The organism is Aeromonas sp. ANP5 (genome assembly GCF_963870295.1).
Lineage (GTDB): Bacteria > Pseudomonadota > Gammaproteobacteria > Enterobacterales > Aeromonadaceae > Aeromonas > Aeromonas veronii.
Genome location: NZ_CAWMRY010000039.1, coordinates 1 through 16,879 on the forward strand (window position 1 = coordinate 1; position 16,879 = coordinate 16,879).

A 16,879-nucleotide genomic window follows, 5' to 3' on the forward strand; every position below is an offset into this window, starting at 1 on the left:
TCTGGCTGCCCAGCAGGGTGACCGGATGGCTCAATACCGTATGGGGACCATGCGTGAAGAGGGATTGGGGGCTCCGCGCAACCGGGTACATGCCTATGCCTGGTTATCTATGGCGGCAACAGAAGGGATGCCAGAAGCCGTGCAGGCTCGTGATGAGCTGGAAGCAGCGATGACCAAGCCGGAAGTCAAACAGGCGCAGAAACTCTCTGAGCACTGGTTTGGCAAGATCGCCACTATCTGGCAAAAAGGCTGATAGCTTGACAGGCAAGTGGCCCTTCAGGGCCACTGTGTTATCCTATAGCCCCTGGGTTTTGAGCGCATGATGGGGTAATACGCTTACAAGCACGCCAGGGCCAAAAACGACCAAGGGGTTAGCATCATGGTGATGCTAACCCCTTGTTTTATATGGCGCTCCCGACTGGAGTCGAACCAGTGGCCTGTCCCTTAGGAGCCAAGGTCGGTAGTGTTTCAGAAGGTTTTATAAAGTTGAATTGCTTATGGTAAGATATTGTTTTTAATGTTTATTTTTCTTGTTGTGGGTTTCAGCTAGTTTCATGAAGTCTCACCCTATATCATGTTTGCTGTGGTACCCCAAGTGGTACCCCAAACAGGGGGGAGAATGCAATGGCAAGAAAACCGGTAACTCAGGATCGAGAGATCCCCTCATTGATTTTGCAAGGTGAGGCTTCGATTACCCGCTATGCGGTGAAATCTCCTCATGGCGGTGGATTAGCCATTGAAGTTAGGGCTGGGAAGAGCAAGCGGTTTGTCTATCGTTATCGGATTGCTGGTACTCAGGCGACAGTTGTTCTGGGTAATTACCCGGCGTTGTCGTTGGCGCGAGCCAGGCTTGAGCATGCAGAGCTGGCTGCCTTGGTAAAGAAAGGGATAGATCCACGCAAGCATGTAGCTAGTGAAAAGGCTAAAAATGAAACCGCCCTGACGATGGATGAGTTACTTGGGCGATGGCTCGATGCACAACGTATTGCTCAGGTCGTCAAACCCAAGACCCTCCAATGTCATCAGGATCGTTGGAATCGTCATCTCAAGAAGACCCTCGGCAATATTCGTTTAATCGATCTGACTCGTGCACACCTGGCGCAAGCGTTAGAGATAACCCGGCGTGCAACAAAAGACGAAACCCGTAAGGGGCTGGGAACGCTGAACCAGATGCTGGATTATGCGGTGGTTCACTGCCTGATCGAGGCCAACCCTGCGAGACTGTTGCGACCCAAGGATTTTGGTGCCAGTGCTGGTTCGCCAAGAGAGAGATGGCTGACAGTCCCCGAATTGCGCAGGCTATGGAAGGCGATTGATGAGGATCTGGGAAGTGGTGGTAGCTTGGCGGCTGGAGGGCGTGGCGTTTCTCGCCATGCCACTATTTCTCTACCAGCAGCGAATGCGATCAAGCTATTAATACTGACCGGATGTCGTAGAGGTGAAGTCGCCAATATGCGTTTTTCACATATTAGAGACGATATGTGGACGATCCCTGATACCAAGAATGGGAGGCCACATTCGGTATTCTTATCTCGACAGGCGAAAGCGTTGATTGATGAACAGGCACTATATGTAAACGGTGACTTTGTTTTTGAATCAGACAGACCTAAAAGTGATGTTATTGAGCCAATTTTAGTTGACTCGATAACTAGAGCTTTAAGGCGTTTCATTTCTCGTTCACTATCTGATATGGAGCCATTTACTGTACATGACTTACGACGTAGTGCTGCAACCAATTGGGCTGAGAGATTAGATGCAGAAGAGAGAGTGATCGAAGTGTGTTTGAATCATCTCCCACTCAATAAGTTGGTTAGAACCTATCATCGTTCACGACATGATGATAAGAAAAAAATGCTATGGCAACGCTGGGGAGAATTGATTGAACTTGAGGTGGCAAATGAGCCGCAAAAAACTAATCTTCATGGAAATGTTGTCGAGTTTGTAAGAAAATCAAAATAAAAAGGCGGACTAGTGTCCGCCTTTTTTTATTTTTTCATATTCTGCTTGTATTAATCTAGTTATTACTTCATTCTTTCTTCTGTCAGTTTTAATGCAAATTTCATCTAGCATGCTAATTATTTTTTCTGGCAAGACAACACTAACTGATTTTTTCCCATTGTTCTTGTCACGAAATGATTTTTGTGACCAGGCTGACTTCATTTTTCTAAGCATCAGTTCTCTGGCAGGTGGAACTTCATTTAGCAGGTCAAAGAGTGTAACAATGCAGTCTTTGGTTGCCGAAGAATTATCTCTGTTGATAAACCATATTGGAGGATTATTATTTCCTGTTTTTGGATTTTCAAATAAATAACTCCATGCCCATTTGCTATCACAATTTTCTATCCATGTCTTCACATCCATTTTTTGGCCAGCACTTTGCCATCTCAATTTTAAAAACTCTACATCCTTTATTTTTTGTTCATTTGTCACGTTGATTATATCAAAAAAAGAAATGATGCAGTTTTTTTTGCTGATATTGTTAGTTGGTGAAAGGTCTAGACTCCAGTTGTTATATACATGAAATGTCTGGGATGCTTCAAATGCGCCGTCTATTCGGATCCCAACGTCCATAGTTAAAGGTGACGCATCAGGATATTTAGTTAAAGAGCGTATGTATGCCCATACGTAACTACACAAACGATCGTTTTTTGTATCTATCCAACTGAAATTTGTTTCGTTTATACACTCAGATTTAATGCTTTTTATTACTAGTTCATGAGAGGCTGGTTGACCCATCAAACTGTTAAGGGGGGAGTCTAGTCCACAGTTAGCTCTTTTTATAAGGACGCTGCTGTTATTCGATAAGTGACTAACTATATCCTCATCACTTACAGATAAAGATATGTCAGCTTTTAATAATCTAAGGGCCAGCTCCCTTTCTCTTTTAGATAAAGACATAGGGGGCGGTATTTCCTGGCCATTCTCATCATAGGCTCTTTTCATAATACTACCAGCTCCGAAAATGATGATTACTAAGTAATTTAATTATGTATTTATGCTTTTTTGTGGTTGATTTCTAACCTGTTTTATAGTGATTTGCAATGTTTTTATGAATCTTTTTGTTTCATGGTTTAGTGATCAATTGCCGTGTTTTTGCACATCACCAGCCTACTTCTTTGGGTTTCGTTGAAGGTCGTGAAGGCCCACTGTGTGTGGGAGTTGCATGTAATCTCTCTCAACGGATAAGTTGAGAGGCGCTCTTTGGTCATCACTGTGGCTTGGTAGAGGGGGCGGCATGATTTGAATCGGATGCTAATGAATGATAGGCGCACTGGGCTTGCCAAAATACAACCGATAGGCACTCGAATGTCTATGCCAATAATTGGGTCACTTGATCCTCTGTGGGAAGATCACAAAGAGATGCCTTCAGCTGGTGAATGTTGGGTAATGATATCTGGATCGCTAACGTTGAATACATGGCATAAGTTACATGAAGCCATCACACGCAATCACCAATGCAGAGCAATGGCAACCTGTTGGCTAGAGTGAAACACTTCATGGATACCATGTATCCTTTCCTTGGGTATAGCTATGAAACAGTGAGGTGTAGCACTATTAGGAGCAGTTATTTAGCTTAGCTCCTCAAGTTGGTGCCTCAGATTTGCTAATGAGACGTAGACCTGTGCTTTTTAAATTCTCTCTTTGGTAACGGAATTTGATCAAGAGATATGGGGTTTACGTTTTCTGTTCCGCTATATTTTTACACGAGCACCACGTCCTATGGACGACAAAGGAGCTCATCATGAAACTACTTAAGTTGAAAGATGTCATCGCAATGACATCACTCTCTAAGGCATCAGTTTACCGTCAGATGAATGACGGGAAATTTCCAGCATCAGTGAAGATCGGTCCAAGATCTGTTGCTTGGGTTAGCTCTGAAATAGAGTCATGGATTGAAGAGAAAAGAAATCTTCGTTAGGGTAATTTCTGGCGAGTAATTTAAATAAATTAGCTCGTTGCTCAGGCTAGAAGTCTTGTCCTATCAGGGACCAGAGTTATTTGGTTGGTTTGATATTCAATGCTTTGGTGTCGGCAATAGTAATATATAAATAAGGAGTAAAAATAAATACCGAATAAAACTGCATACACAGTATGCAGATCGACAGTACAAACATGTGGATGTCGTAACCATCAACATACCGAAATCCATAACCCATTATATCGCTAAGTTGATAGCACCGTTTCAAACCTTCAATGAAAGTGTGCTAGTGCACACTTGCAAACTGCTACCTTAATTTTAATGCAGGCATACATTCGCTGCATGTGGCCATGCTTTTATTTATGGAGTTTAATATGTTCGACACTCTTAATGAATATCGAGTGGCGGCTGAACGCCACTATCAGAAAAATGGATATACTTTCGATAAGGATAACCTCAGTAAAATTGTTGCTGTGATGAATCATGCTTTTGCTCAATACTCTAGGGTATTTGCTTTTAGAGTTGACCTTCGCTTTCCTGATAATTTGTTTACTAGGATGCTATCAGAAGATAGTTCACGTTATCATGGCGCTGTGCTGAAAGCATTCTTTACGGAGATTGAAAAACTATTTGTTATGGATCAGATACGCCAAGCTACAAATGGGAAAAGAGTTCGCAAAACAGCAATCAGATATGTTTGGGCTAGGGAGCAAACAGCAGAGGCTGTCGTTCCTCACTATCACTTGATGTTTTTCTTAAATGGGGATGCCTATTACTCTCTGGGGAACTTTAAGTCTGAGAATATGAATCTGGCAAACAAGCTTAGAGTAGCTTGGCATCGAGCCGTCTTTGAAGCGGATGTATCAATTGATTTTTGTAGGAGGCGAGGGTTGGTTCAACTTTCAGAGGAGGGACAGCACGAAGTTTTCTCAGACGATCCTGTGGCTATAAAAAAAGTGCTGCTCCATGCAGCCTATCTTGCCAAAAGGGAATCGAAGCGCCGTGGAGAGGGGTATCAGTGTTTCGGGGGGAGTAACCGTTGAAGGTTTATTGGAGTTGATAAATTACTTTTACTGCGACTGTATAGGCGGCATCTGATCCAGGAGTTTCCGCTCCTGGATCTGTTAAGCCAACCCTCATTTGTTGCCGCGTCAATTGGAGTAACCCATGGTCGCCCATTTCCGCCTTTCACCCCGACCTACTCTATGCAAAGCCGGGTGGCGGTAATCGATGAGTGACGGTCCGTTCAGAGCTCTCTGGTTCCAATGCTGCGCTGGGTGTAGTGATATGATGGACTGACCTATCCATCACAGTTGGCTACATTAATGCGATCTACCGTTTTGTGATGGGCATTGAAGCACTTGATGATAGTGGTCAATTAATACAGTGAGTAGTGATGCTATGGTGATGGTAGGGAAAGGAGTTGCTTTGCATGGTTATCACCGCTGACGCTATCAAAGTTGTTATTGTCATTGCCCGCTGTGGCAGTTTTGCTGCCGCCTCCCAAGAGTTGCACAAGGTACCGAGTGCGCTCAGTTACACTCTTCACAAACTTGAAGACTCTCTCGGTGTCAGTCTGTTCGAGCGTCAGGGAAAGCAGCTGGTGCTTACCGAGGCTGGCTACCACTTTATCAAGCGCGGTGAGCTGATCTTGGGAGAGCTTAACAGTCTGGAGGACTCGACTCGCCTGATTGCCATGGGAGTGGAGCCCTCGATCCGCCTCTCTTTTAACAACATCCTTTCGCTGGCGCCTCTCACCCCTTTGCTACATGAATGCGAGCGGCTTTTCCCCCAAACTGAAATTCAGCTCGCCATTGATGTTCACGATGGGGTGTGGGATGCCCTGTTGGGCAAACGTGCCGATATTGCTGTAGGTGCGCCCAACCAGGTGATTGCCAACAGTGAAATAGGTGCAGAACCGATGGGAATGGTGGACTGGGTCTTTGCCGTAAGCCCGAACCATCCGGTAGCCAAGTTACCCCAGCCCCTTACTGAACGCGCCCTGCGACGTTATCCGGCGATTTGCATTCGAGATACCTCTGTACAGCTCAAGCCCAAGGAAGCTTGGTTGTTGCGTGGTCAGAAGGCGCTACAAGTACCCGATTTTCACAGCAAGCTCTCGCTTCAGGCTGAAGGGGTCGGTATCGGTTTTGTGCCGCGTCACTTTGGCCAGCCACTGATTGACGACGGTCGTCTTCAGGTGATGACAATAGAGTCGCCGAAACAGTCGACCCCACTGTTTCTGGCCTGGCAGCGCCAGCATACGCGTCCCTGTTTTAGCTGGTGGTTGCAGCAACTGCGTGATCCAGCCTTACAACAAGGGTTGCTGGGGGCACTCGGCTAGCGCCGGTTTGTCCGTAAAAAAGGCCGCATCTGCGGCCTTTTGGTTATACGGATAATCAGTTGGCCCGCTCATTGGCGATAAGAGCCGGACGGCGGCTTAGGGCTAGATAACCGAGGCTAGCGACCAGAATGGAGTCCAGCGACGGGATCATGGTCAGGGTGATGACGCCGTTGGCGGTCAAGAAGCCAACCAGTGAACCGAGGACCCAGACCACAAATGTGCTCCACTTAATTGCTGGTTCCTGAGCCAGTAGTTGCTCGTCATACCCTTGGCTGCGATAGCGCAGGAAGTCAGCGATGTAGATGCCGGCCACCGGCGGCGTTGCGATACCCAAGAAGAGCAGGAAGGGGATAAACCAGCTCATGATGTCCATGCTGCCCACCACGGTCGCCAACACGCCAAGCGCGATGGTGATCTGCCATTTCGGTATGCGCTCGAGCAAGGTCGAAACCACCAGCGTGCCTTGAAACATGTTGCCGGCATTACCGGTGACGCAGGCAAAGACTAGCAACAGGGCCGCGGGTAGTGCTGCACCGAGCGGTACCATCGCCCCCAACAGGGAGCCTTGCCCCGTGATGTTGCTTGGGGTTGCGCCGGCCCAGAACAGGAGAGGGTAGGCAACCATAAAAGTCAGCACTGCGGCGATAAGAGCATGCTTTCGGTTATGCACGAAGCTGCCAAAATCGGGCAAGGTTGCTACTAGGACGATGATGGTACCGACCACACTGGACACCGCGACGCCAGTCTCCATTCCGTTCAAGGCTTCGGTGACAGGAGCGGGCTGGGTATCGAGTACCACGCTCAGGATATAACAGAGCATCAGACCAATCACTGGCACGGCCAACTGAGCCACCTTGCCAAGCACGGCAAAACCGAAAGCTGTCGATATGGTGAAAATCACGCAGCCAATTGCCACCAGTAGGGGCGCCGGGACGGATACGCCTTGCTGTGCGAACAGATCCTGTACCGTGTGCCCAAACATGTTGGCTGTGACCGAGATCCAGCCAAACAGACTGATTGCCATCAGAATGTTGATGGCAATGGCGCCCTTATTGCCAAAAGAGAATTTGACTATGCCATAGGTTGGTAGTCGGGCCTTTTCTCCCACGCTGATGGTGATGGCAGAGAGGATGGCCAGGATAGCTCCCCCCAATGCAACGACGCTGATCAGCTGCCCCTCCAGCAACTGGTTACCCAAGCTGGATGACGAGAGTAGCACTGGGGTCATGGCGATACCCAGCAGGATCATGGTGATATGCAGGCCGGATGCCGTTCCCGGGCTCGTTTCGGTTTTGCGCATGATGCTCTTCCTTGCTTAGTTGATGTGGTGGTGACCTGTGTAATTGCGCCAGCCGCCGGTTTCGGTGATCTCCCGTTCGCCTTCAACTAGCCAAGGCTCAGCCAGCACACCCAGCACTTCCTGACCGTCCTTGAGGGTGACTTTGCCAATCGAGAGGCCCGCTGGCTCTTTTTGCAGGATGCTGCCAAGCCCTGCGGGCGGTACGGCCCAAAGCTCCAGTGCAATCTCGGCTCCTTCACCAGGGAAGCGGATCATGCCGGGGTGGCGATCGCCGATGCTCCAGCAGCGGTAATCCGCGGTAGTGGTTGACTCGGCGACAAACTCGGCGTCGACGGCCAGCATGTTGGGATTCAGTTCAAGGCCGCGCATCAGCGTGCCGTTGACTGCGAGCAGAACCTTGTTGTCAGACATGAGTACTCCTTAAATAACGTGGTGATGTGTTTCTTGCAGCGGGGCACCCAGCTCCGCTTGTCATCAGTGACCCAGAAAACGGGTTCCGGCTTGGCCAAGCACAGCCTTGCCCATGGAAGGCGGATTAGTGATAAGACCCACCCCATCAGGACATCCCTTGAGGTAGCTCAACATGGCTTCTACCTTGGGCCCCATGCTGCCGGCACCGAAGTGGCCGTCGGCCAGCAGTTGAGTTGCCTCTGCAAGGTTCAGGGTCTCGAGCCAACGTTGTTCTGGTGTTCCGAAATGGATGGCAACCTGTTCGACACCGGTCGGGATTAACAGCATGTCGGCTTGCAGCTCGATAGCGAGCAGGGCAGAGGCGCGGTCTTTGTCGATGACCGCTTGTGCAGCCTGCAGGGAACCGTCTTTTTCCCTAACGACAGGAATGCCGCCACCGCCACAGGCAATGACAAGCGCATCTTGCTCGAGTAGGGCTCGTATGGTGGAAGTCTCGACGATGCCAAGTGGTGCCGGGGAGGCGACCACTCGTCGCCAGCCGCGCCCGGCATCTTCGGCAATCTGCCAGCCCTGTTCTGCGGCTAGCTGTTCGGCGATCGGTTGGCTCATGTGCGCCCCGATGGGTTTGTCGGGATGAGCAAAGGCCGGGTCACAACGATCGATCAGGGTTTGGGTGACTAGCGCTATGACCTTGGTGTGTGCCAGTCCGCGGCGCTGCAGCTCGTTACCGAGTGCGTTTTGGAACATAAAACCAATAGCGCCCTGGGTATCGCCAACGGCGAACTCGAGCGGCACGGTCGGCACTTGCGCACTGGCCAGCTCGCTTCGGCGCAGGATAAAGCCCACCTGTGGCCCATTGCCGTGGGTCAACACCACCTGCCAGCCCGCAGCAATCAGGTCCGCCACATGGCGTGCTGTTTCGACTACCGCATCGTATTGCTGGTCGAGTGACACTTCGTCATTGCTTCGGATCAGGGCATTGCCGCCAACAGCAACGACCGCAAGTTTCTTCTTCTGCATGCTTATTCCTCCAGATTGCCGGCGATGGCCGAGAGAGCGCTGACAAAGCAGGCGAGCGGGGCAGTAGTGATCCCCGCACCAATCTGGCCAACGCCAGCCTGCTTGTGAGCGATGCCGGTGTTGATGACAGGCAGGATGTTGCGATCTACGACCTTGCGGGCATCGATACAGGTTGCTGAACCGGCAAAGTTGAGTGCAGGCAGGGTAAAGGCTGGATGCTGGGTCAGCGTGATTTGCTGCATCGCCATGCTGTGACCGATGGCATCAGCCGGGGTACCGCCGACAAACTTGACGATGGCAGGTGAAGCGGCCATGGCGAACCCGCCGATCCCTGCCGTTTCGGTAATGGCGGAATCGCCGAGGTCGGCGGCCGCGTCATCGACGCCGTAGCCGGGGAAGAATAGGCCGTTTACCGGGTTGGCTGGAGCCTGGAACCAGCGATCGCCAGTGCCGGAGAGGCGGATGCCGAAGTTGACGCCGTTACGGGCCATCACGGTCACCATGGTGCTGTGAGGCACGCCATGCGCCGCATCAAGCATCACCTTGCAGGCGGCCATCGAGAGGTTGAGGAAGAAGTGATCGTTAGCAGCGATGAACTCCAGCACCTCCGGTCCACGATCAAGTCTGGCGAGGGGCGGTGCAAGGCGCTTGAACAGCAGGCCGCTGGCTGCCGCATTACGGTTATGGCACTCGTCCCCCATATGCAAGGCTTGGGCGATTAGAGGCTTGAGTTCAATTTCGCCGCATTGCTCGAGTGCAGCGGCCAGGGTCGGGGCCAGTACGTCTCCCATCCAACGCAGGCGGTTCAGCACCTCATCACTGTTTGCCCCAAAACGCAGGACCTTGCCGAGCCCTTCGTTGAAGTTGCAAAACGCACGGTTGCCGTGAGCACGATTTTCTACCACCCAGAGGGGCATAGAAGGACTGATGATGCCGGACATGGGGCCGACTGCCTGATAGTGGTGGCAGGGCTCGAGTGCTATATCACCCCGAGCTGCCATGTCCATGGCGCTATCGACATCCCTGGCCCAGCCTTCGAACACAATGGCACCTGCGATGGCGCCCTGCATTGGGCCGCACATGCTGCTCCAGTCGATGGGAGGGCCTGCGTGCAGAATGCGGCGCTTGCCATTCAGGGCTGATATTTCGCGGCTGGCGACGCTCACACCGACCAGTGTGGGTTGGGCTTCGAGGTAGCGTTGTATTGCCTGCTCGTTGGCAGCCTTAATGCGCGGATCTTCCAGCAGGGTGGCTAGCGTCCAGTTGGCGGCATCATCTCCTTCGGCGACAGGTTGCCAGGCCAGATGCAACACTTGACCGCCGGCGTCGGTCAGGTTGTCGGAAAAGCTCTGCAGGCCCAGACCCAGAACCCGGAGCGGTTGTTGAAACAGGGAGTTGGCGGATTGAATGCTCATCTTGGTTCTCACTTCAGTTGCAGGGCCAGTCGGGCGGCAAGCTGGGCGGCTTGCATGTTGCTTTGGGCGATCAGCACACCCGCATCGCGCAGACGATCGATCTGCGGTTGGCGCGGCTGGGGATCGAGCTCAGTGCCGCAGACGTGGGCGATAGCGATAAATTGGCGTCCAGCCTGCCCGGCCTTGTGGCGCGCATGCGCCAGCGTGGTGAGTAGCTCGCCAGTGGGATCGAGGCTCGCGCCATAGCCCAGTACCACATCAAAGAGCAAGATGGCTGTAGCGGGATCGGCGGCCTCCTGCAACAGACGTGCGTTGCGCAGGGTTGGGTCGATCATGGGGTGAGGGCGGCCTTGAGTGAATTCGTCATCACCCATGTCCACCAAGCTGTGGCCATAACCACGGGCGGGGTCTTGCAGTGCGCTTGCGCCTTTAACCGGCGTGTTGGATTCGCACTCGAGACCGGCAGCGATGAGGGCAAGCTGTGCTTCGTAGCAGAAGGTGCCGCCGGCAAAGATGCCGCGAATATCTCGCTGACCTTGCGCCATGGCACCAAGGGCTCTTTGCGCTTTCTCAAGGGCCACATCATCAAGGCAGGCCGATGGGGGCAGTTCCTCACCACGCAGGGTCGCCACAGCCATATCTGCTGCATGTTGCAGGCTGGTGGCGGGGAGGACGCCTTGTGCTGCCAGAGCGGCGCAGTCGGCGCCAAGGAAATGCACCACAACCGGCTTGCCGCACTCACGGGCCAGGGTCAGTATCTGTTGGCTCACGGCTTCTGAGGGCGGCTTGGAGATCAGGACGATAAGGCGGGTGCCTGGATCGGCTGCCAGCATCCGGAGCGCTTGTTGCATGCTCAGGCCGCCGATCTCTTCATGCAGGTCGCGCCCGCCGGTGCCGAGCGCCTGGGAGACACCTTCGCCCAGATGATGAATGCGGCAGCTCACTTCTTGCAGGCCTGTACCGGACGCGGCTACCAGGCCGATGGTGCCGCGGCGTACCACATTGGCAAACCCCAGCGGCATGCCATTGACGATAGCGGTGCCACAATCGGGCCCCATCACCAGCAGGTCTTGCCGGGAGGCAAACTCCTTGATGGCAAGCTCTTGGGCCTCGGGTACGTTGTCGGAAAACAGCATGACGTTCATGCCAAGGTGTAGTGCCTTGAGGGCTTCGGCGGCAGCGTAACGACCGGGTACCGAGATGAGGGCGAGGTTGGCATCGTTGTCACGCTCCTTACCCATGGCCAGAGAGGTGGCAGGTTGCTGGCCGACCGCGCCAGGGGTGTCGTCAACCGCTGCCGGGCGCAGCAGCTCGTCGGCCAGTGCCAGCGCCTTTTCGCCAACATCTTCATCGGCCAGCAAGGCGATCAGCAGATCGCTGGGTTTGGCCGCCACGGAAATCGCCATTCCCGCATCGCGCATCCGATCAAGATTGGCATCGGTCGCCATGGCGACGGAGGCTTGACGCACACCCTCCAGCCCGCTCAGGCGGGAGGATACTTGCATCAGCGAGACAGAGTCCTTGTAGAGATTTGAATAGATTTTGTAGTGCAACATGTCAGCGTTTCCGTAGTAAACGGGTGCAGAAGACCCTGACCCGATCACGGGCCTTCTGTCAGTCAGTTGAAGGTTGGGGCGATAGGCCCCAAGAATCAGTCTTTTAGGGCTGCGACCAGTTGTTCGGCGTCGCTAACCCAGCCGACAATAGCGCCCTGGGCCTGGATCATCTCGAGGGTGACCCGGTGGAATTCGGGGAAGTAGGACGCGCAACAATCTGCCGGGATCACCAACTCATAGCCACGGTCGTTGGCTTCACGAGCGGTGGTCTGCACGCAGACCTCGGTGGTAACGCCGCAGATGATGAGGGAGCGAATGCCGCGGGCTTGCAAGATCAGGTGCAGGTCGGTGGAGTAAAAAGCCCCCTTGCCAGGCTTGTCGATCACCGGTTCGCCAGCGATGGGATAGAGCTCGGGGATGATGTCGTGGCCCGCTTCACCTTGCACCAGGATCCGGCCCATGGCGCCTTGCTCCCCGATGAAACGCTTGCCGCCGCGGACCAGCTTGGCCGGCAGACAGTCGGTCAGATCCGGACGATGACCTTCACGTGTATGAATGACCAACATGCCTTTGGCTCGAGCCGCATCCAGCACCTTGCGGCAGGGTTCGATGGCCCGGCGCACGAGGGAAACATCGTTACCGAGGGCATGACCAAATCCATTCGGTTCGACGAAATCACGCTGCATGTCGATCACGATGAGGGCGGTGGTTGCCGGGTCGAAGGTGAAATCGAAGGGCTGTGCACTGATACGCTTGTTCATTGTGTTCTCCTACGAGGTGGATGATTCATGGCCAGTCTATGGAGGGCGTTGAGGGGGTGCGCAGAAAGAAATTGAGCACAACCGACAAAAGATTTGAGGGATGGTAATTCATGCTGATGGCACAATGGCTAAGAGTCCGGTTATTGCTGGGATTGCACCATATCGGTATCACATGACCGTCGGTTCAGCAGGCAGTGAAGCAAATCATAGAACTGTGATCCCTCTCGCCAATCCATGTTCAAGGAGCCCCTTTTGTCACAGCGTTCTCTCTCGGTCATTCGTGGTTGCGAGCGTGTCCTGGCGATGCCAAAGCAGGATGTGTTGATCGTTCACTCTCGTTTTCAGCGCAGCTGCAATTTTATATCGGACCAAGGTGAATGGCTGACTTTTGTGATAAACGGCGTGGCTTTGCCCCCTGCTGGGATGGAACTGGCGACAGAATTTTTACCTGATGACATGCAACCGGGGAGTCGCTGGCTTTGGCACGAGAATACACTGGTGGGGCCTCACAGTAAGATCCGGCTTGTCGATTGTCAGTGGCAGTCGACCCGCCTCACCGCGGGTCAGGGGCTCATGCCATGTCTGTTACCTTCGCTGGATCACTTCTTGTCATTTGCCCCTCCTGTTGGTGGTTTCTGGTCCCAATGGCATGGGGAAGATCATGACTATCTGCTTCCACCATTAACTGCCCTGCAAAATTGGTTGGGTGGCGCCAAGGTGGAGCTGGGTCCTGTTCTCACCCCTTTGCTTGGTTATGGGCATGGCCTGACGCCCTCCGGTGATGACTTTCTGCTTGGGATTCTGTTTGCTTTGGAGTGGACGGCATTTCAAGGTAGGGATGAGTTTGTTGCTGCTTTGTTACCTCTGCTAACACGTACAACGGAGATCAGTGCCGTGATGCTTAAAATGGGGGGAGCAGGCCATTATGGCGAGCGTTTACTGCAACTGGTGACAGCCCGAGAACAAGATGTTGTCAGCGCAATTAAGAATATTGCGGATTATGGACACTCGTCAGGTCATGACATGTTATGCGGGATTAGGTTTGTATTCTTGGAAGGGCTACAAAGCAGTAGCGGCAGATCTGAAACAGATTTGCCAGCCTGCGACGGAACGTGAGACTCAGCAAGCGGCCTTTGGTAAGCGCTGGGATAGCCAGTACCCGTAGATAGAGCTTTCCTAGCCTGGTAACTGGGACAATCAGGTCTCGTTATTCGATTATCTCCCGCTATCCAGATCCTCCATCGGATAGGGGGCTTATGGTAGACGGTGATCAAGGCACGGAAGGAGCACTATTATCGGCAGCTAAGTCAGGCTGATAGTCGCAGTGATTGTACCGAGTTCATCCTCTTTTTACTGGAAGCGCAGCGCGATGCGCTGGCTCAAGCGATTGCGATTCAACCAGCAGCAGTATCACCTCATCAGGAGAAAATGCGGGTAGAAATGAAGGTTGAAACGCAGGTAGACAGACGGATCAAAACACCGCAGGCCATCTTGGCGGAATTGGCTGCTGAGCCGACCATAACGCTCAAGCAAGTTGCAGAGCGGATTGGCAAATCGACCAGTACAGTGGAGAGAGCTGTTGCCATGCTGGTCAAAGACGGGCGATTACGTTTTGTTGGGCCGCGTAAGAGCGGACGTTGGGAGGTATTGGATCCTGATGTGTAACCACCTAGCCCCGCAACTAACCGACCCAGAACTGCCTTACAAACGGTTGGTATAACCGAGGCTCTTGGGGCCTACTGTCTCAGGCATGATTGCCGTACAATGCATGCAGGCTATCGCATTTTTGAAGATTTTTTTGCTTTAGAATGGATAAGAATGATCCGGATTATGGTGTCTGGATATGTAGGTAGCTTTCTTAACAACAGAATAGCTTTCCATCTCACTCCCACTTTCAACTGAACCACGAATTCTCTAGCGGAACGGTTTCGCGCCTAAGGTGTTGCCGTTTGAGAGTGCTGGTGGAACAATATCCTCAATTTCAATATCTTGGTAACCAAAGGACAAGGAGTACAGATTGTGTACTCCTTGCTCTATGTAGGAAAATTATCATGGCGGACCTCAGTCGAGAGTCAAAAATCACTGCTGATGTGCTCGAAGAAGGAAAGATTTTCGATTACATCACCGGCGCTCAAGTAAAGAACACTGACAGAGAAAAGGTTAGGCAGCGGGTCGCACGAGCCATCATCCATGAATATGGTATCGCAGCTGAGGACATGGAGCCTGACTTCAAGGTCAAGGTGCTGGGTAAAAACCGTAAGCTTGATATCGCCATCTTCAAGCCTGGTCAGCCGCACATAATTGACAACCTCTACCGTGCAGTCACGGTTGATAAAGAGCCAAAGGTAGGAACCAAAGGTGCTTACCGAATGCGTGATCCCGAGGAAGCTCGTAAAGAATTTGAGCTGTTAGAAGCTGTAATGACCGAAGCCGAAAGCTGTCACTATGGCCTCTGGACCAACGGCCTTGAATTCTTCTTCTTCCAGAAAGAGGTCTCCCGATTCGACACTTGGCTTAATCCGATCGGTGACTGGCCCATGGGAGATGACACCTTCAGCGTTGAAGGCCGCTCCATGGGCCGCTTGCGCCGAGCTGACCCGGAAATGTTGCGCATCGCTTTTCGGCGGTGCCACAACTACATACACGGCAATGAAGGTATGCCGAAAGACGCCGCCTTCTGGCAGTTCCTCTTCCTCATTTTTTGCAAAATGTATGACGAGCAACAGCCGAATGAAGCTCGTGGCTTCTATGTCGGCCCCTTCGAACCCTTTGAACCTGTAGGCCAGAAGGCTATTCGTCAACGCATCAAGCCACTCTTTGAAAAGGTCAAGAAAGAGTACAGCGCTCTCTTTAAGGGGAATGAAGAAATCACTCTGTCTGACAGGGCGCTCGCATTTATCGTTTCTGAATTGGCTCGCTATGACTTTGGCCGCACCGATGTGGATGCCAAGGGGGCAGCCTACCAAGAAATCGTGGGTACTAACCTGCGTGGTGATCGTGGCCAGTATTTCACGCCACGTGGTGCTATTAGCCTAGTTGTCAAGATGTTGGCCCCTAAGGAACACGAGCGTGTGCTGGATTCATCCTGCGGCACGGGCGGTTTCTTGGTAGAAACCCTGAACTACCTGAATAAAGTCTTCCACGAAGAGAAGCGCATCAAAACTGGCGACGAGAACACCGAGGAGTTTGTATCCATACGAGAGCGGCTGGCCGATTTTGCAGCTAATAACTTGTTTGGTGCGGATTTTGATCCCTTCCTAGTTCGCGCTGCGCAGATGAACGTGATGATGGCGGGTAATTCATTGGGCCACCTCTATCACATGAACTCGCTAGAGTTTCCGCGTGGAGACTTGCCGGGAGTTGCGCCGGCTAAGGTCAACATGCCGTTAGGGTCAATCGATGTTCTGATGACCAACCCACCGTTTGGTTCTGATATTCCGATCACTGAAAAGACTATTTTGGAGCAGTACGAGTTGGCTCGACGCTGGGAACGTCAAGGCGATGGTTTCGTAATGACCAACGCCTTAAAGCCTGCTGTATCACCTGAGGTGCTGTTCATCGAGCGCTGCGTTAAGTGGCTAAAGCCGGGAGGCCGGGCGGGCATAGTCTTACCCGATGGTATCTTGGGTAACCCTGGTGACGAGTACATCCGCTATTGGATTCTTCGTCATTGTTGGGTGCTGGCCAGCGTCGATCTGCCGGTGGAATCCTTCATCGTCGAGGCCAACGTCAACATCTTGACCAGCTTGCTCTTCCTGAAGCGCAAGCCTGAAGAGGTGATCAAGGCAGAAGATCTGGGCCAGAAGAAGGATTACCCCGTCTTTATGGCGGTCGCCGAAAAGGTGGGCTTCGACCGTCGTGGTAACACACTCTACAAGCGTCACCCTGATGGTGAGGAAATCCTGGTGAATGTCAGCCACGAAGAGAAGGTCCGCATCGGCGGTGACATGCACGTGCGTACGCTTCATCGTAAGGAGCGCATCCTCGACGACGATCTTCCAGAAATCGCTAAGGCGTATGCCGAATTTCGCGCCAAACACCCGGAGCCCTGCAAATGATCACTCGACTGGGATCTGGTGAATGGGTGGAGCAATCGACTCGGCAATCTTGCTCTTTAGCGATCAACCAGAAGCTGGCCGAGCACATATTGAAC

13 protein-coding genes and 2 pseudogenes are annotated in these 16,879 nt (G+C 52.4%); 8 read left to right on the forward strand and 7 right to left on the reverse strand.

Features of this window, described 5'->3' with window-relative positions:
• A pseudogene (locus AACT07_RS18435) lies at positions 1-253 on the forward strand (SEL1-like repeat protein); the annotation flags it as partial.
• 371 nt (positions 254-624) lie between these two features.
• The gene (locus AACT07_RS18440; protein WP_069529382.1) at positions 625-1,959 is read left to right on the forward strand and encodes a tyrosine-type recombinase/integrase; all 1,335 of its coding nucleotides are present in this window, start codon (positions 625-627) and stop codon (positions 1,957-1,959) included.
• Between the two features lie 9 nt (positions 1,960-1,968).
• Here AACT07_RS18440 and AACT07_RS18445 read toward each other — a convergent pair whose 3' ends face one another.
• Positions 1,969-2,943, reverse strand: a complete 975-nt coding sequence (locus tag AACT07_RS18445) for a hypothetical protein (protein WP_139123881.1) — start codon at positions 2,941-2,943, stop codon at positions 1,969-1,971.
• Between the two features lie 799 nt (positions 2,944-3,742).
• Between AACT07_RS18445 and AACT07_RS18450 the strand changes: the two genes are divergently transcribed.
• The 3 genes from AACT07_RS18450 to AACT07_RS18460 all read left to right on the forward strand — a co-directional run bounded on the left by AACT07_RS18450 (position 3,743) and on the right by AACT07_RS18460 (position 6,263).
• A complete protein-coding gene (locus AACT07_RS18450; protein WP_068982116.1) occupies positions 3,743-3,919 on the forward strand; it encodes a helix-turn-helix transcriptional regulator in 177 nt (58 codons plus the stop codon).
• A 374-nt stretch (positions 3,920-4,293) separates the two neighbouring features.
• Entirely contained in the window at positions 4,294-4,962 is a 669-nt protein-coding gene (locus tag AACT07_RS18455) for a YagK/YfjJ domain-containing protein (protein WP_069529383.1), read from the forward strand.
• Between the two features lie 389 nt (positions 4,963-5,351).
• The gene (locus tag AACT07_RS18460) at positions 5,352-6,263 is read left to right on the forward strand and encodes a LysR substrate-binding domain-containing protein (protein WP_069529385.1); all 912 of its coding nucleotides are present in this window, start codon (positions 5,352-5,354) and stop codon (positions 6,261-6,263) included.
• A gap of 55 nt (positions 6,264-6,318) precedes the next feature.
• Here AACT07_RS18460 and AACT07_RS18465 read toward each other — a convergent pair whose 3' ends face one another.
• From AACT07_RS18465 to AACT07_RS18490, 6 genes are all read right to left on the reverse strand, one after another.
• The gene (locus tag AACT07_RS18465; protein WP_069529386.1) at positions 6,319-7,563 is read right to left on the reverse strand and encodes a cytosine permease; all 1,245 of its coding nucleotides are present in this window, start codon (positions 7,561-7,563) and stop codon (positions 6,319-6,321) included.
• A gap of 15 nt (positions 7,564-7,578) precedes the next feature.
• Positions 7,579-7,974 carry an allophanate hydrolase-related protein gene (locus tag AACT07_RS18470; RefSeq protein ID WP_042011372.1) on the reverse strand — a complete coding sequence of 132 codons (396 nt, stop codon included), beginning with the start codon at positions 7,972-7,974 and terminating at the stop codon, positions 7,579-7,581.
• Between the two features lie 63 nt (positions 7,975-8,037).
• Positions 8,038-8,994, reverse strand: coding sequence for a carbamate kinase (locus tag AACT07_RS18475; RefSeq protein ID WP_069529388.1), 957 nt, complete (start codon positions 8,992-8,994; stop codon positions 8,038-8,040).
• Positions 8,995-8,996: 2 nt separating this feature from the next.
• Positions 8,997-10,409: a YlbE family protein gene (locus AACT07_RS18480; RefSeq protein ID WP_069529390.1), complete on the reverse strand. Its 1,413-nt coding sequence runs from the start codon at positions 10,407-10,409 to the stop codon at positions 8,997-8,999.
• A gap of 8 nt (positions 10,410-10,417) precedes the next feature.
• Entirely contained in the window at positions 10,418-11,965 is a 1,548-nt protein-coding gene (gene fdrA, locus AACT07_RS18485; protein ID WP_069529391.1) for an acyl-CoA synthetase FdrA, read from the reverse strand.
• Between the two features lie 95 nt (positions 11,966-12,060).
• Positions 12,061-12,726 carry a cysteine hydrolase family protein gene (locus tag AACT07_RS18490; protein ID WP_042011368.1) on the reverse strand — a complete coding sequence of 222 codons (666 nt, stop codon included), beginning with the start codon at positions 12,724-12,726 and terminating at the stop codon, positions 12,061-12,063.
• Positions 12,727-13,299: 573 nt separating this feature from the next.
• Between AACT07_RS18490 and AACT07_RS22390 the strand changes: the two are divergent.
• From AACT07_RS22390 to mads2, 3 genes and pseudogenes are all read left to right on the forward strand, one after another.
• Positions 13,300-13,758, forward strand: a pseudogene (locus AACT07_RS22390) (oxamate carbamoyltransferase subunit AllH family protein); the annotation flags it as partial.
• A 234-nt stretch (positions 13,759-13,992) separates the two neighbouring features.
• Positions 13,993-14,391, forward strand: a complete 399-nt coding sequence (locus AACT07_RS18500; protein WP_253182279.1) for a winged helix-turn-helix domain-containing protein — start codon at positions 13,993-13,995, stop codon at positions 14,389-14,391.
• Positions 14,392-14,777: 386 nt separating this feature from the next.
• Positions 14,778-16,784 (forward strand): methylation-associated defense system DNA methyltransferase MAD2, encoded by a 2,007-nt coding sequence (gene mads2, locus AACT07_RS18505; RefSeq protein WP_069529395.1) that lies wholly within the window; start codon positions 14,778-14,780, stop codon positions 16,782-16,784.
• The last annotated feature ends 95 nt before the right edge of the window (positions 16,785-16,879 follow it).

Coding starts and splice junctions, on each gene's coding strand:
- AACT07_RS18480 (WP_069529390.1), bottom strand. CDS start 10,409: ATGAGCATTCAATCCGCCAACTCCCTGTTTCAACAACCGCTCCGGGTT.
- mads2 (WP_069529395.1), top strand. CDS start 14,778: ATGGCGGACCTCAGTCGAGAGTCAAAAATCACTGCTGATGTGCTCGAA.
- AACT07_RS18445 (WP_139123881.1), bottom strand. CDS start 2,943: ATGAAAAGAGCCTATGATGAGAATGGCCAGGAAATACCGCCCCCTATG.
- AACT07_RS18465 (WP_069529386.1), bottom strand. CDS start 7,563: ATGCGCAAAACCGAAACGAGCCCGGGAACGGCATCCGGCCTGCATATC.
- AACT07_RS18450 (WP_068982116.1), top strand. CDS start 3,743: ATGAAACTACTTAAGTTGAAAGATGTCATCGCAATGACATCACTCTCT.
- fdrA (WP_069529391.1), bottom strand. CDS start 11,965: ATGTTGCACTACAAAATCTATTCAAATCTCTACAAGGACTCTGTCTCG.
- AACT07_RS18475 (WP_069529388.1), bottom strand. CDS start 8,994: ATGCAGAAGAAGAAACTTGCGGTCGTTGCTGTTGGCGGCAATGCCCTG.
- AACT07_RS18440 (WP_069529382.1), top strand. CDS start 625: ATGGCAAGAAAACCGGTAACTCAGGATCGAGAGATCCCCTCATTGATT.
- AACT07_RS18460 (WP_069529385.1), top strand. CDS start 5,352: ATGGTTATCACCGCTGACGCTATCAAAGTTGTTATTGTCATTGCCCGC.
- AACT07_RS18470 (WP_042011372.1), bottom strand. CDS start 7,974: ATGTCTGACAACAAGGTTCTGCTCGCAGTCAACGGCACGCTGATGCGC.
- AACT07_RS18490 (WP_042011368.1), bottom strand. CDS start 12,726: ATGAACAAGCGTATCAGTGCACAGCCCTTCGATTTCACCTTCGACCCG.
- AACT07_RS18455 (WP_069529383.1), top strand. CDS start 4,294: ATGTTCGACACTCTTAATGAATATCGAGTGGCGGCTGAACGCCACTAT.